The 15,300-nt window shown below is 47.2% G+C and carries 10 protein-coding genes; 5 read left to right on the forward strand and 5 right to left on the reverse strand.

Going from position 1 to position 15,300, the window contains the following annotated elements:
* The first annotated feature begins 40 nt into the window (after positions 1-40).
* Positions 41-1,663, forward strand: a complete 1,623-nt coding sequence (locus ABJ081_02100) for an outer membrane beta-barrel protein (protein MEP6355458.1) — start codon at positions 41-43, stop codon at positions 1,661-1,663.
* A 15-nt stretch (positions 1,664-1,678) separates the two neighbouring features.
* Here ABJ081_02100 and galU read toward each other — a convergent pair whose 3' ends face one another.
* The gene (gene galU, locus ABJ081_02105) at positions 1,679-2,551 is read right to left on the reverse strand and encodes a UTP--glucose-1-phosphate uridylyltransferase GalU (GenBank protein ID MEP6355459.1); all 873 of its coding nucleotides are present in this window, start codon (positions 2,549-2,551) and stop codon (positions 1,679-1,681) included.
* A 228-nt stretch (positions 2,552-2,779) separates the two neighbouring features.
* Between galU and ABJ081_02110 the strand changes: the two genes are divergently transcribed.
* Together ABJ081_02110 and ABJ081_02115 are read left to right on the forward strand one after the other, a co-directional pair.
* Positions 2,780-4,030, forward strand: coding sequence for a lytic murein transglycosylase (locus ABJ081_02110; protein ID MEP6355460.1), 1,251 nt, complete (start codon positions 2,780-2,782; stop codon positions 4,028-4,030).
* A gap of 80 nt (positions 4,031-4,110) precedes the next feature.
* Positions 4,111-5,259, forward strand: coding sequence for a hypothetical protein (locus ABJ081_02115; GenBank protein ID MEP6355461.1), 1,149 nt, complete (start codon positions 4,111-4,113; stop codon positions 5,257-5,259).
* Positions 5,260-5,306: 47 nt separating this feature from the next.
* Here the strand turns inward: ABJ081_02115 and ABJ081_02120 are convergent, their stop codons facing one another.
* The 3 genes from ABJ081_02120 to ABJ081_02130 all read right to left on the reverse strand — a co-directional run bounded on the left by ABJ081_02120 (position 5,307) and on the right by ABJ081_02130 (position 12,409).
* Positions 5,307-6,749 carry a glutamate synthase subunit beta gene (locus ABJ081_02120; protein ID MEP6355462.1) on the reverse strand — a complete coding sequence of 481 codons (1,443 nt, stop codon included), beginning with the start codon at positions 6,747-6,749 and terminating at the stop codon, positions 5,307-5,309.
* Between the two features lie 42 nt (positions 6,750-6,791).
* Positions 6,792-11,471, reverse strand: a complete 4,680-nt coding sequence (gene gltB, locus ABJ081_02125) for a glutamate synthase large subunit (GenBank protein MEP6355463.1) — start codon at positions 11,469-11,471, stop codon at positions 6,792-6,794.
* A 473-nt stretch (positions 11,472-11,944) separates the two neighbouring features.
* Positions 11,945-12,409, reverse strand: a complete 465-nt coding sequence (locus tag ABJ081_02130) for an Hsp20 family protein (protein MEP6355464.1) — start codon at positions 12,407-12,409, stop codon at positions 11,945-11,947.
* 304 nt (positions 12,410-12,713) lie between these two features.
* On the opposite strand from ABJ081_02130, the gene ABJ081_02135 reads away from it, so the two are divergent.
* Both ABJ081_02135 and ABJ081_02140 read left to right on the forward strand, forming a co-directional pair.
* Positions 12,714-13,289, forward strand: coding sequence for a hypothetical protein (locus ABJ081_02135; GenBank protein ID MEP6355465.1), 576 nt, complete (start codon positions 12,714-12,716; stop codon positions 13,287-13,289).
* Positions 13,290-13,483: 194 nt separating this feature from the next.
* Complete coding sequence (locus ABJ081_02140; protein ID MEP6355466.1) at positions 13,484-14,512, forward strand: alpha/beta hydrolase; 1,029 nt, start codon at positions 13,484-13,486, stop codon at positions 14,510-14,512.
* On the opposite strand, the gene hisN is transcribed toward ABJ081_02140, so the two are convergent.
* A complete protein-coding gene (hisN, locus tag ABJ081_02145; protein MEP6355467.1) occupies positions 14,509-15,291 on the reverse strand; it encodes a histidinol-phosphatase in 783 nt (260 codons plus the stop codon). The genes ABJ081_02140 and hisN overlap by 4 nt on opposite strands.
* Positions 15,292-15,300 lie beyond the last annotated feature (9 nt).

Here is a 15,300-nt window from a genome sequence, read left to right on the forward strand (position 1 = left end):
TATTTACTGTCTGTTTAGTATTTTAGACTCGTGAGCGTTGATGGCTGCTTTAAAAGACATTCGCCTGTTTGGCGCATCAAGTTGTTACGCCCTGTTGCATAGGCAGCGTGCGGCTATGCCTTTGCGCGCTATAATGTTTTTTGGCGTGACGATGATAGCGACCATACATCACGGTGATTTTGCACATGGTCAGGCAGCGGGTGATTTGCCTCCTCTTAATGGTTTAAATCCTGCGCTTTTAAGTAACAGAGGAACGCTTGGTGGTGTTGCAGATCAAAACGCTGGCACTTTATTTGGTCAAAATGCCACAAATAATGCTCAAGCCCAAACGGGGGCTCAAGCAGGAAATAATCAAAATACACCAGGTCAAAATGGCAACAATCAAGCAGCTGATAATCCGCTCGCAGGTCGGGTGGGTGCTGGTGCCGTAGCAGGGGCAACAGCTGGTTCGGTACGTGCCCTTCCTGAAATTTTTGAAGTCACAGAACAGCAGCGCTCCCCACGTGAACCAACGATACAGGGCGGTGGTGGCCGGACTGCCGATACGGCACCTTTTGAACCACTTGGTGTCAGGGTTGGTAAATATATTCTGCGGCCCGCACTCGAGGTGGATACGGGATATACAACAAACAGCACAAATGATGTAACAGGTTCAAGCTCAGCTTTTGTTAGTATCCGTCCTGAACTTAATATTGAATCTGACCTCGCACGTCATGCTCTAGGACTTCAGGTTGACGCCGGTTTGGATAGATTTGCCTCTGGTGATGACAGTTCTGACCTTGAGGTCACTATTAATGCAACCGGTCGATTTGATGTGGATGAAGATACATCAATTACTGGCACGTTGAACTTTGTGGCTGCAGAGGATGATTTGACAGGCGTCTCTGATGATCCGTTGGAAACAACGACAACCGCAAGTTTGCAGCTCGATCATGCTTTGCGTCAGATCGATACCCGTTCTCAAGTGCGGGTTTCGCGTAACTCTAATGGTTCATTTGTAGATGCGGCTGGTGTTACAGATGACCAAGAAGACTTGAATTCGGTGCTATTTGGCGCGAATCTTCGCGGGACGCTTCGTAGCGGCGGGGCATTTGAGCCTTTTGTTGAAGCTGATGTATCCCGAGAGATTTTTGATGAAGATGTCGATGATTTAGGCAATGGACGTAATGTTACTGAATTGCGCGGCATTGTCGGAGTGGAAATTGACCGTGGAGAAAAATTAACAGGCGACATTGGTCTTGGTTTTGCTCAAGCACTTGTGGATGGTGATGGCATTGAGGATTTTGGTGCCTTTGTCGCTGAATTTAACTTGAATTGGTCGCCGCAGCGCCTAACCACTGTGACGTTTAATGGCGCGACAACGCTGGATGCTTTCCCGTCGATCGCAACGCCCGGCGATACAACATATACGTTTAATTTAAATGCGTCTCGAGATATCCGCGATAACCTCACGGCAACAGCTGGGTCTGGGTTGCTCTTTCAGGTTGATGGAGCCAGTAGGGATACAGATACCACCTTTACGGCGGGTCTTGGGCTTGAGTATCAATTGGGTCGCAATTTTGGTGTTGCACTGAATTACAATTACGCACAGCAGTTTACAGCTGATGGTGGTGCAGACTTTACATCCAATACATTCACTCTAGGGCTACGAGCGGAGAGATAGCGGCGGCTTGTTACGTTAGCCCAATATTCTGGTCAGTTCATGTTTGAACTCTGGCGCGATATCTGCGCGTTTTAAGGCATATGCGACATTGGCGGCTAGGAAGCCAACTTTGGTACCACAGTCATAGGCCTCGCCGTCGAATTTCATGCCGGTAAATCGTTGTGTTTTAGCAAGCGTCACCATGGCATCTGTCAATTGTATCTCATTGCCTGCACCGGGTTCTTGATCTTCGAGAATATCAAAAATCTCCGGCTGCAATATGTATCGACCTGAAATGAAAAGATTTGACGGCTCTTCACCTTTCGGCGGTTTTTCAACCATTTCTGTTATTTCAAAACCTGACATGTCACCTTCGCCAATGCCGACAACACCGTATTTAAAGGCTTCATCAGGCGGGCAGGCTTCTACGGCCACGACATTTTGACCATGTTTTTCATAGGCAGACATCATTTGTTTGAGGCAGCCTGGCTCGGCCGCTTTTAGCATATCAGGCAAGAGCAGCGCGAAAGGCTCGCGACCAATAATCTGGCGCGCGCACCATACCGCATGGCCAAGACCAAGTGGTGCTTGCTGTCGGGTAAAGCTCGTTGATCCGGCTGGCGCTTGGGAGCTTGCTACTTCACGCAGGGCGTCTGTTTTATTGCGCTCCCGCAAGGTTGTTTCAAGCTCATAATGGATATCGAAGTGTTCTTCTATTGCGCCTTTGTTTCGTCCCGTGACGAAGACAATGTGCTCTATGCCTGCCTCTAGCGCTTCTTCAACGACATATTGGACGACTGGTTTGTCGACAATAGTTAGCATTTCTTTTGGGATGGCTTTGGTTGCAGGAAGAAAGCGGGTGCCCATGCCAGCAACGGGAAGAACAGCAGTGCGAATTTTAGAAGACATATCAATCCCTTTGGTTCAGATTCTTACTACAAAATCTCATATTTTACTCATTTTGTCTGGGATATTTTATTCTGTGCTTAAGAAAGTGTCACTTTGTTGGTGATTGCTTTTGCCGATCCCGTCTATGGATGAAGGCGTTCTTTGTGTTGAGGCTTAACGGTCCACTGATATTTTGCCATATTGTTCAGCGTATGATTTGGTTGATTCGTCTCATATAGAGGTTTTGTGATGAAATATCTGAGCATAATAAAGCTTATTTTGTGCGGGGCCATGTGCTTTTTTGCCGCTCCACTTCAGGCTACGGAAATTCAAGCTACATCAGCTCAGGCTGAACCAATTCAAGCTGATCCGGCCTTTGATGGTTGGGTGCGCAGTTTATTGCCTGTGGCAAAGGCAAATGGCATCAAGGAAGAGGTGTTCGAACGTGCCTTTGAAGGGATTACGCCTGATCCAACTGTTTTAGCGGCTGCAAATAATCAAGCTGAGTTCGTGAAAGCCATCTGGGATTATTTGGATCGTGCTGTTTCTGATACGCGTGTTGCTAATGGCAAAATAAAGCATGAAGAATTCACGGCTGATCTGGCTCTGATGGAAGAGAAATGGGGCGTAGATCAATCTGTATTAGTAGCCATATGGGGGCTGGAATCAGCCTATGGGGATATTTTGGATAACCCCAAAATCGTGAAAAGTGTCATACGCTCACTGGCCACCCTCGCTTATCAAGGGGGGAAGCGGGCAAAATTTGGCCGCACGCAATTGATTGCGGCGCTTAAAATTCTTCAAAATGGTGACACAACGCTCGACAGGTTAACGGGCTCTTGGGCCGGTGCGATGGGGCATACGCAATTCATTCCTACGACCTACCTTGCTCATGCGATTGATTATGACGGCGATGGAAAACGTGATGTTTGGGGGCTGCCGCATGATGCATTAGCATCGGCAGCTAATTATCTAGCTGTTAGTGGCTGGCAGCGCGGAAAAGGTTGGGGGGTAGAAGTAACACTGCCATCTGAGTTTGATTATGATCTGGCGGATGGTAAAATAAAGAAATCTACAGAAGAATGGTTAAATAAAGGAATTACCTTAAATTTAAGTAATAATATTTCTATGTCAGATATGGCTCGATTGTTTTTGCCTGGCGGCGCTTCTGGACCTGCTTTTCTGCTTTTCAAAAACTTTGAGGTCATAAAAAGATACAACAATGCAGATGCTTATGCCTTAGCGATCGGCCACCTTTCTGATCGCATTGAGGGAGCCACTCCCTTTCAGGCGACATGGCCCCGACATTTAAAACCGCTGACCCACGATCAAACAAAAGAAGTACAACGGCTTTTAACACAGAAAGGATTTAGTACTGGTGGCGTTGACGGTATTCTTGGTCCAAAATCACGTGCGGCCGTACGTGCTTACCAAAAAGCAATAGGCAAAATACCGGATGGATTTGTCACCACGCTGCTGTTAGAGGAATTACAGTCTTAACGGTAGCTCTAATACAGGCATTTCTTTCTGACATGTTTGCGTTATAATTGCGTTAGTAAATCTATATATGGAATTTTACATTGCAGCGTTTGGTTCAGTTTTTTTGTCTGGTTATTCTCACAACGTCTTTTGTGATTAGCGATATTCACGCACCCATATTGGGGGAAACGTCTATTGCTCATGCCCAAGAGAAAAAGCGCACCTTTCTTCAGCGCCTTTTTGGGAAGAAAAAGAAGCGTTTACAACAGGTGCCTGAAACAAAGACAAAAACCCGTCGAAAAAAGAACGTGAAGAAGAAGCGCAAAAGCCCAGGTAAAACTCGAAAAGCCATCGCTGCATTGCCTAAAATAGATGATGCTAATCGTATCGTAGTAATAGGTGATTCAACAGCTGAATCGATATCTAAAGGTTTGGTGGAAAGCTATAAGCGTACACCTTCGGTTGTTATCTCGCCACGCATACAAAAGGATATCTCCATCGTAGGAGATAAGTTTTACACTTGGCTGGATGCTTCAGATTTTACTTTTTTAGGGGATAGAGTGAGAGCTGTAGTGATCGCTCTTGGTAGCTTTGATAGAGGCCCGATTGCTAGCGGGGGAAAGACAGAGGCATTTGGTACGCCACAATGGGAGCGAGCTTATCGCCGCCGTTTAGTGGATGTTTCAGCGCAATTGCAGCTTTTAAATAAACCTATTATTTGGGTGTTGCCGCCACCAGTTATAGATGATGAGAATACTGAAATGGCCGTGGCTATTTCAGCAATCCAACGTAGTGCAGTAGAGCCACTTAATTTCCGCGTGGTTGATGTGCATGGGGGATTTTTGAACCGTGAAGGCAAGTTTAGACATCGCGGGGTCAGTATTAATGGTAATCGTGTTCAATTACGTGATGGGTTGGGGATAGGGTTCACCAAAAGTGGTTCTAGAAAAATTGCCTATTACGTTCAAAAGGAAATTGATGACATCCTTGATGCGCAACTTAATCAAGGATTGCAATTACAGGCCGGAACAACAAAACGCAATGCACAGCAGATAGCTATTTTAACGCGTCCAGCTTTGATACAAGGCGCTACATTAGCAGGCGGCAACGGAAGAGTGAGTGCATTTTATAAAGATGAAAGAGCGCGTGATTATTTTGTTGGTGGCAAGTCTCTTGTAGCCCCAAAGGGGCGTGCTGATGATTTCTCATGGGTTGAGCCAAAGCAAGAAGATCCCACTCTGTCGCAATAATCAATATCTATTATTGATCAAATGATTTTAGTGACATGATTAGAAAATTAGCGCGGTAGGTTTGTTTTGCCCATTAAGGCAAGGTCTATCGCGTGTGCTGCTTGTCTGCCTTCGCGTATTGCCCAGACCACCAAAGATTGACCCCGACGCACATCACCAGCGGCATATACGCCGTCAACAGAAGTGCGATAGTTTAGTTCATTGGCTGCAATAGCTTTATTACCGCGTCGATCGACAGAAATTTCAGGATTGAAATTGCTCAAGTAAGTATTCTCATTGGGTCCGGCAAAACCAATAGCGATAAGAGCTAAATCGGCTTTAATGAAAAATTCAGTGCCGTCAATTGGGTTACGAGCTTCATCCACCTTTGCGCATTTGACGTGGGTGAGTTTTCCAGTGTTGCCTTTGGAAACAAACTCCAGCGTCGCTGCCTGAAATTCACGTTTTGCACCTTCGGCCTGTGATGAAGACGTGGTAAAACGTGTCGGCCAGTAAGGCCAAGTTGTCATCTTGTCTTCTTTTTCAGGAGGAAGAGGTCGGATATCCATTTGGGTGACGTTGGTTGCACCTTGACGAAAAGAGGTGCCAACACAATCTGATGCGGTATCACCACCGCCGACGACTACAACGTTTTTAGCTGTTGCAGTTATTAATTCTTCAGGAATATTTTCTTCACTGCCCACGCGCCGGTTTTGTTGCACAAGGAAGGGCATTGCATAATGAACACCCGTCAAGTCCATGCCGGGGATGGCTGGATCGCGCGGGTTTTCTGCGCCGGCACATAAGAGTACTGCATCGTGTTTTTTCTGTAGCTCATCCATGCTGATATCGACACCAATATTGACGCCAAAATGGAAGATAGCGCCTTCTGTTTCCATCTGCTGTACGCGGCGCTCCACATGGTGTTTTTCCATTTTGAAATCTGGAATGCCATAGGTGAGTAGGCCGCCTGCGCGCGGCTCGCGTTCATAGATGTGGGCGTCATGTCCGGCGCGAGCGAGCTGCTGAGCCGCCGCCATGCCAGCTGGTCCGGCTCCTATGATGGCAACAGACTTGCCGGTCTTTTGTTCTGGAGGTTGCGGTTTAACCCAGCCATTTTCCCACGCCTTATCAGCGATGGCTTGCTCAACGGTTTTAATTGAGACAGGCACATCTTCTATGTTCAATGTGCAAGCCATTTCGCAAGGAGCGGGGCAGATACGGCCTGTAAATTCTGGGAAATTATTGGTCGAATGCAGATTGTCTGCTGCTTCTTGCCAATTGCCGTTATAGACGAGATCGTTCCAATCGGGGATCTGGTTTTCCACCGGGCAACCATCGTCACCTTGACAGAAAGGCACACCGCAATCCATGCAGCGGGCGGCTTGATTTTTTATAGAGTTTTCTGATGGGCGAAGTGTGAACTCGCGAAAATGGCGAATACGATCAGACGCAGGCTCATATTTAAGCTCGCGGCGATCGATTTCTAAAAACCCTGTTACTTTACCCATAATGTAGTCCAAACTTGATTAGCGGTATTAAGGTGCGATTGCTTATTCAGCAGCTTCCACACCATTTAGCTTTTGATCTTCCATTTCCCGCAGTGCACGGCGGTATTCAACTGGCATTACTTTCACGAATTTAGGACGGAATTCTTCCCAATTATCGAGAATATTTTTTGCGCGTTGTGAGGCCGTATAGCGGTGATGATTTGAAATCAACTGGCGCAGGCGTTCATCATCATGCTTTGTCATATTTGCCGTAACATCAACACGACCCTTATGCATGATGTCACCGCCGTGGTGGTGAATTTTTTCTAGAATATCATCTTCTTCAGGCACGGGTTCCAAATCAACCATAGCAAGGTTGCAGCGCTGAGCGAAGGTTTTGTCTTCATCTAAGACATAAGCTACACCGCCAGACATGCCCGCTGCGAAATTACGGCCTGTATCACCGATCACAACAACAACGCCACCGGTCATATATTCACACCCGTGATCACCGCAGCCTTCAACAACTGCCAATGCGCCAGAGTTTCGAACCGAGAAACGTTCTCCAGCTACACCGCTGAAATAACATTCACCGGCTGTTGCTCCATAAAGCACGGTATTGCCAATAATGATGGATTCTTCTGCGATGATGGTGCTGTCATCGGACGGGCGAATAATGATCTTACCGCCTGAAAGTCCTTTGCCCACATAATCATTGCCATCACCGATCAACTCAAAAGTAATACCTTGAGCAAGGAACGCACCAAAGGCTTGGCCTGCTGTACCCGTCAATTGAACATTAATTGTGTCATCTTCGAGTGGCTCAACGAAATGCTGCTTCACAACTTCGCCCGATAGCATGGCGCCAGCAGAACGATCAACATTGCCTATGGTTGTTTTGATGCTAATTGGCTCACGGTTTTGAATCGCAGTTTGCGCATTGGCAATAAGGCGGCGGTCCAGAATGTCATGAATTGGATGATCTTGCTTTTGTGTCCAATAAATTTCGTTTGGCTCGGCGTCTACTTTGTAGAAAATTTTCTCGAAATTGAGGCCATTTGCTTTCCAGTGATCTACCATGTCACGTTTGTCGAGACGATCGGACTGGCCTATCATTTCATCAAAGGTGCGGTAGCCCATTTCGGCCATCAGCTGCCGGACTTCTTCGGCAACATAGAAGAAGTAATTGATGATATGTTCAGGCGTCCCTTTAAAGCGGCGGCGCAGTTCAGGGTCTTGTGTGGCGATGCCAACAGGGCATGTATTGAGATGACATTTGCGCATCATCAAACAGCCAGCGGCGATCAGAGGTGCGGTGGAAAAACCGAATTCATCCGCGCCTAATAAAGCTCCAATAATAACATCACGGCCCGTGCGCAAACCACCATCGACCTGAAGGGCAATGCGGGAACGAAGACCGTTCAAGACGAGTGTTTGGTGTGTCTCGGCAAGACCCATTTCCCATGCTGAACCTGCATGTTTGAGGGATGTCAGGGGAGAGGCGCCAGTGCCGCCATCGAACCCTGAAATTGTTATGTGATCAGCGCGGGCTTTGGCAACGCCAGCGGCCACGGTTCCAACACCGACCTCAGAGACGAGTTTGACTGAAATATCGGCGTCTGGATTGACGTTTTTCAAATCAAAAATCAGCTGTGCCAAATCTTCGATCGAGTAGATGTCGTGGTGTGGTGGTGGTGAGATCAGACCGACACCAGGTGTTGAGTGACGGGTTTTGGCAATCAGCGCGTCAACCTTATGGCCAGGCAGCTGCCCACCTTCGCCGGGTTTTGCACCTTGTGCCACTTTAATCTGGATCATATCGGCATTGACCAGAAACTCAGTGGTCACGCCGAAACGGCCGGAAGCTACCTGCTTAATGGCAGAGCGTTCTGGGTTTTTTGATCCATCTGGTAAGTCTTCATAGCGGTCGCGTTCTTCGCCGCCTTCACCTGTGTTGGATTTGCCGCCAATGCGGTTCATGGCTTTGGCGAGTGTCGTGTGGGCTTCACGCGAAATGGAGCCGAAGGACATGGCGCCAGTTGAAAATCGCTTAACGATATCAGCTGTGGTTTCGACCTCGTCAATGGATACGGGCTCAAGACCGATGTCTTTCGCCATTTTAATGTCAAACAGCCCACGAATGGTTTTGCGTTGCTTGTTTTCTCCATTCACCTCAGCGGCGAATTGTTCGTATTTTGAATAGTTTTCTGTGCGTACGGCGTGCTGCAGATTGGTGATCGCAGACGGTGTCCACACATGAGCTTCACCTCGCTGGCGAAATGCGTATTCTCCGCCAATATCAAGGGCGTTTTTCATAATTTCCACATTGCCGAAAGCAGCTTCGTGGCGAATAACCGTTTCACGGGCAATCTCAGCGAGACCAACTCCTTCAATGGTGGTGGCTGTTCCGAAGAAATATTTTTCCACGAAGTCAGATGAAAGACCAACAGCGTCAAAAATCTGAGCACCACAATAGGATTGATAGGTAGAAATGCCCATTTTGGACATGACTTTCAAAATGCCTTTGTCGATGGACTTGATGTAGCGTTCAACAACCTCGAATTCATCCACTTCTTCTGGAAACTCTTCTTGAGCGTGCATGTCTGCTAGTGTTTCAAAGGCGAGATAGGGGTTGATTGCCTCTGCGCCATAACCAGCCAATGCGCAGAAATGATGTACCTCGCGCGCTTCACCGGTTTCAATGACAAGACCTACAGATGTGCGTAGGCCTTTGCGAATGAGGTGATGGTGTACGGCAGCTGTGAAAAGGAGAGATGGGATAGCTATACGATCAGGGCTGACCAGTCGATCTGAAAGGATGATGATGTTGTCACCCTTATTGACGGCTTCTTCGGCCTTGTCACAGATAAGGTTCAACGCACCTTCCATGCCTTCAGCGCCTTTGGATGCATTATAGGTGCAATCAAGCGTGATGGTCTGAAATTGATTATCGCCGATATCGCCGATGATACGTACTTTTTCTAGGTCGATATCAGTAAGGATAGGCTGGCGCACTTCGAGACGTTTTTTTGTGGCCATATCCGCTTTATTCAAAATATTTGGACGCGGCCCGATGAAAGACACGAGGCTCATCACAATTTCTTCGCGGATGGGATCGATCGGTGGATTGGTGACCTGTGCGAAATTTTGTTTGAAGTAAGTGAACAGTGATTTTGATTTGTCTGACAGCGCGGAAAGCGGTGTATCGGTACCCATGGAGCCGATGGCCTCTTGGCCAGTGGTGGCCATAGGAGTCATGAGTAGTTTCAAATCTTCTTGCGAATAACCGAAAGCCTGTTGTCGGTCGAGCTGCGCCACACTTGAGCGGCGAGGGCGTGCGCCAGTGTCTGGAAGATCTTCCAATATAATCTGTGTTTCATCAAGCCATTCTTGATACGGCTTCTTTGTGGCGATGTCTTTTTTTAGCTCGTTATCAGAGATGATGCGGCCTTCTTCCAGATCGATCAAAAGCATTTTGCCGGGCTGGAGGCGCCATTTTTTGATGATTTTTGCTTCATCTACAGGCAGTGTGCCTGCTTCGGATGCCATGATAATGCGATCATCATTGGTGACAATATAGCGGGCAGGGCGTAGGCCGTTGCGGTCGAGGGTTGCACCTATTTGGCGGCCATCGGTAAAGGCAACGGAAGCTGGACCATCCCATGGCTCCATAAGTGCTGCATGGTATTCATAAAACGCGCGGCGCTCTTGATCCATCAGGGGATTGCCGGCCCAAGCTTCAGGGATCAGCATCATCACGGCATGGGCCATTGAATAGCCGCCACGCATGAGAAATTCTAAGGCATTGTCAAAACAGGCCGTATCAGATTGGCCTTCATAAGAGATAGGCCAGAGCTTTTTGATGTCATCGCCATAAAGAGGTGATGTTACGGACGCTTCGCGTGCTGCCATCCAATTTACATTGCCACGTTTGGTGTTGATTTCACCGTTGTGGGCGACCACGCGGTATGGGTGTGCCAGTTTCCATGAAGGGAACGTGTTGGTTGAAAACCGTTGGTGAACAAGTGCAAGGGCAGATTGGTAGCGCGGGTCGGTTAAATCCTTGAAATAGGCAGCAAGCTGATAAGCTAGGAACATGCCTTTATAAACAATCGTGCGCGATGAGAATGAAACGGGATAAAAGCCGTTGTCCCGACCATCTGTCTGACCAAATACAGTGTTGGAGAGAACTTTACGGGCCAGATAAAGCGTGCGCTCGAACGTCTCCTCATCCATGCCATCCGGGCGGGCAACAAAAAGCTGTTTGTGAACGGGTTCGGTTGCGGCAATGTTTTCGGCTTGACTGAGGGAGCTGTTATCCACTTCAGGCACGCGCCAACCAAGAATTGTGAGGCCGACAGAGGCGACCGCTTTTTCTGTCAGCTCTTTGCAATTGGCTCGCAAGGCATCGTCTTGAGGTAAAAAGAGAAAAGCAACGCCATAATCACCAGCGGCGGGTAGATCAAAATCGACGGTCTCAGAAAACAACTGATGCGGAATTTGTGTGAGCATGCCAGCGCCGTCGCCCATTAAAGGGTCCGCACCTACTGCACCGCGATGGGTCATGTTTACGAGAATTTTAACGCCATCTTCAATGATGGAATGAGATTTTTCACCCTTCATATGAGCAACAAAGCCTACGCCACAGGCATCGTGTTCACGCTCAGGGTTATAGAGACCTTGCGCAACGGGCAAACCGTTTGCGTTCAGCGCGCGGTTTGACTTTTTGGATGCACTTGGCATTGGCGCATGAGTGCTTGCAAAATTATCAGTCATAAAACCCCTCAACTGTCTTTCCAGCCCTTGTTCTCGGGCATATTTTGGAGCCAGTCGCATTAATCGCGAAGGGTCCCATGCGGGTCGCATTCACAATCAGGAATGCGGCTCGTTGAGCTGACCATTTAATGGCCCACGCTCCTAAGATGTAGTTGCCGATAGCCACAATATTGCTGAACAGTATCGCGGAACATTCGGTCTAATTGGATGACAGCGTCATCCCGTTTGATCACGCTTTAAGCGTGTGCCCTAGAGATGCATAGCGGATGAAGCCTGCATTGACAAAGGACAAATTTCAAACTCAGTCAGCATTGCTGACCTAAATCTGGCTGCAATCTGCCAGATTTATTTGTGAAGTGCAAGCGTAGTTGGTTGGTTTTTATATGAAAACCCGGCCAATTGACAGGCCGGGTTCATTTTAAAAGGCAGGGCACAGAGTGTTAGTTTATTTTCGTGCCTTCAATTTTTTTCTGCGTCGTACCATTGGTTGCGATCGCGACCTTGCGCGGTTTCATGGCTTCTGGCACTTCACGCACGAGATCGATGTGTAACAGACCATGTTCCAGTGCCGCATTTTTAACTTCAACGTGGTCTGCGAGCTGAAAACGGCGCTCAAATGCGCGCGCGGCGATGCCTTGGTGCAAAATTTCTACATTCTCACGGCTATCTTCTGCCTTGCCACCCTTGACGGTTAAAACCGTATCTTTGGTTTCAATATCGAGATCCGTCTCGGCAAAACCCGCGACTGCCATAGTGATGCGATAGGTATCATCACTGGTGCGTTCGATATTATATGGAGGGTAAGCATTCGCGTTCGTCTCTGTTGTGACATTATCTAACAAAGAGAAGAGGCGATCGAAGCCAACAGATGTGCGGTATAGGGGGGTATAATCAACATGATTCATGTATGAGTCCTTTCATAAGCGACTGATTTAAATTTAAAGCAATGAATGCATCCCTGATGGGCATGCGGATTGCTTTTGCATAGCCCCGATTGGCGGCTACATTCTATATATGTGTATTCAAAATTAGGACTTCAAGAATTTTTTATGAAGGTAACTTATTGAAAAAGCTAATTTTTATTAGCTTATGAATTTGTGAATGAAATATGAATATCTGGTTTGGATGGTATTCAGTGCGTTGGTTGTAGTTTGTGATCATTGAAATAAAGCTGGCTGAGGCGCGGCAAAGGATGAAGAGGAAAATTTAATGTTCAAGAAAATTCTTATTGCTGCTGGTACTGCACTCAGCGTTATTGCGGCTTCGATTTCATTTCAATCTTCTGCAAATGCTGCGAATGCGAAATTTGGTGTTCACACAGTTAAGCATAAAGGCACTGGTTTTCACGGTGCAAAGCGTAAAGGCTTCAATCAAAACCGATTAAAACGCAAAGGCTTTGCTCAAGGCGGGGTTAAGAAAAAAAGCTTTTCCCATAAGAATGAGAAGAAAAGTTTTGCCCATAAAAAGGTGAAGAAAAAAAGCGTTGTTCATAAATCGACGAAGCATAAGAAGGCCCATATTGGGAAAAAAGTGCACAAAAAAGCATATGTTTCTAAAAAAAATCACGTGCATAAGCCCATTTATATCAAGAAGCATCACGCGCTATCCAACAAAAAACTTCGCCACTATCTACGCGCCCAAGGCCTTTATAATATTCACTTTATTAAGCGCGGTCATAGCGTCGTAAAATTGATCGCGGATAACCGTAGAGGCTATTTGGGTGAGTATAAGGTGAATGCATATAACGCCCGTATTATTGATGGTCATGTAATTCGGTATCACTAGATACTGAATTCTAAGCCAGCATAGGCTCTTTTTACCCGTTTTATAGGAGTTGTTTGCTGGATTAGACGATGGATGGTTTGCTTGCCTCCAACTGTCCGTTCAGCAAGGCTGCAGGTTGTTAAGTTCACCCTTGCAGTCTTGTTACTTTTCCTGCATTTGTTTGGATAATTATTTTATCCTGTGACAAATGCCTGATGGAAAAACCGGAACTCAAATCAACACCTAATAATAGCGTGCCTGATGATGCTCATGTGCAATGGGTCACAACACGCGATGGTGTGCACTTGCGCGCCGCGTTTTGGCACCCGACCGGAGGTATGGATATTGCCGATAAACCACGCGGCACGGTGTGCCTTATTAATGGGCGTACTGAGTTTATTGAAAAATATTATGAGGTTATCGAGGATCTACGCCGGCGTGGTTTTGTTGTGGCTACTTTTGATTGGCGTGGACAGGGACTTTCGGACCGCTTGTTGAAAAAACCTTTTCGTGGCCATATCCGCCATTTTAATCACTATAAGCGCGATCTTGACGCCTTTTTGTTGAAATTTGTGTCGGCTCATTGCCCTCGGCCTTATTTTGCCTTGGGCCATTCCATGGGTGGGCATGTTCTATTTTCACAGGCAAAAGGGGGGGTGTCGCGGTTTTTCGATCGGATGATATTAACGGCTCCCATGTTGCATCTCGCGCCTCGTATGCTCTTAGGGTTTCATTGGATTCGTCCTGGCCGCAATGTTATAAGTAACAAGGTGATTTCACAACGATCCACTCGAATTGTGACTGGGCTTGCGCGTCTTTTCGGGCTTGGCAGATCTTATGTTTATGGCGGAAGCGATGAGATCATTTATCCGTTCAAAGGTAATTTGATAACTTCCGATGAAACGCGTTTTGATCGATTTAACGAATTGCTTGCAGCCCATCCAGAGCTTGGTATCGGATCGGCGACAAATTCGTGGACTAATTCTGCCTGTCGTAGCATGAAAAGGGTTCTCAAATTTAAGTTTATCCGCGCGATTGATGTGCCAATGTTGATTATTGCATCTGGTTCTGACCAAATTGTCTCGACACCGTCGATTGAAAAAATTACTCCCAAAATGCGTGCTGGTCATCATATTGTTATTCGCAATGCGCGTCATGAAATCATGCTGGAGCGTGATGAACTGCGCGAACAATTTTGGGCAGCGTTTGATGCATTTATTCCAGGTGACTATTCTGAAGATTAGGCCTGGTTTAAAATTTCTAATGCGCTGTCATGAAGGGCAGGGTCGCCGCTGGCGATGATAGAGCCACCGAAAACAGGATTGCCACCATCCCATGTTGTGACGCGCCCACCAGCCCCCTCAATAATGGGTATGAGAGCGGCGATATCATAAGCATTGAGGCCTGATTCGATGACAAGATCCGCGTGCCCACTTGCCACCATGCAATAGGCATAGCAATCTATGCCATAGCGGGCGAGGCGTACCTGATCTTCAACAGCCTTATAGGCTTGGAGTTCATCGGCTTTGAAAAGGTCTGGTGATGTCGTGAACATGGTAGCTTGTGCAAGCTGTGAGCAGGCGCGGGTCTTTATGGGCTTCTTTGTTCCAGCATCTTTGCCGAGTTGGTGCCATGCAGTTTGGCTATCACCGGAAAACCGTTCATTGGTGAAGGGCTGGCACATCATGCCCATACTGGCTTTTTGGTTTATTTTATGGCCGATTAATATGCCCCAGACTGGCACGCCTGCGATAAAGGATCTGGTGCCGTCTATCGGGTCCAATATCCACACGCTTTCAGCATCGGCTGTTTTGTCATCAAATTCTTCGCCTAAAATACCATGGTCTGGATAATGTTGTTCGATCAGGGCGCGCATTGCGGCCTCACCTTCCTTGTCCGCAATAGTTACCGGATCGAAGCCTACCTTGTATTTGTTCTCAATATGATTGAGCGCACGAAAATGCGGCATGATAGCAGCGGAGGCGGCATCGGCTAATGTGTCGAGGAACTTTAAAGGGATCATTTCGCTTTG

This window comes from Hyphomicrobiales bacterium (assembly GCA_039989895.1).
Classification (GTDB): Bacteria; Pseudomonadota; Alphaproteobacteria; order Rhizobiales; family JACESI01; genus JACESI01.

Excerpts from the sequence above, each read along its gene's own strand:
- ABJ081_02100 (MEP6355458.1), top strand. The coding sequence starts at position 41 with ATGGCTGCTTTAAAAGACATTCGCCTGTTTGGCGCATCAAGTTGTTAC.
- galU (MEP6355459.1), bottom strand. The coding sequence starts at position 2,551 with ATGTCTTCTAAAATTCGCACTGCTGTTCTTCCCGTTGCTGGCATGGGC.
- ABJ081_02110 (MEP6355460.1), top strand. The coding sequence starts at position 2,780 with ATGAAATATCTGAGCATAATAAAGCTTATTTTGTGCGGGGCCATGTGC.
- ABJ081_02120 (MEP6355462.1), bottom strand. The coding sequence starts at position 6,749 with ATGGGTAAAGTAACAGGGTTTTTAGAAATCGATCGCCGCGAGCTTAAA.
- gltB (MEP6355463.1), bottom strand. The coding sequence starts at position 11,471 with ATGCCAAGTGCATCCAAAAAGTCAAACCGCGCGCTGAACGCAAACGGT.
- ABJ081_02130 (MEP6355464.1), bottom strand. The coding sequence starts at position 12,409 with ATGAATCATGTTGATTATACCCCCCTATACCGCACATCTGTTGGCTTC.
- ABJ081_02135 (MEP6355465.1), top strand. The coding sequence starts at position 12,714 with ATGTTCAAGAAAATTCTTATTGCTGCTGGTACTGCACTCAGCGTTATT.
- ABJ081_02140 (MEP6355466.1), top strand. The coding sequence starts at position 13,484 with ATGGAAAAACCGGAACTCAAATCAACACCTAATAATAGCGTGCCTGAT.
- hisN (MEP6355467.1), bottom strand. The coding sequence starts at position 15,291 with ATGATCCCTTTAAAGTTCCTCGACACATTAGCCGATGCCGCCTCCGCT.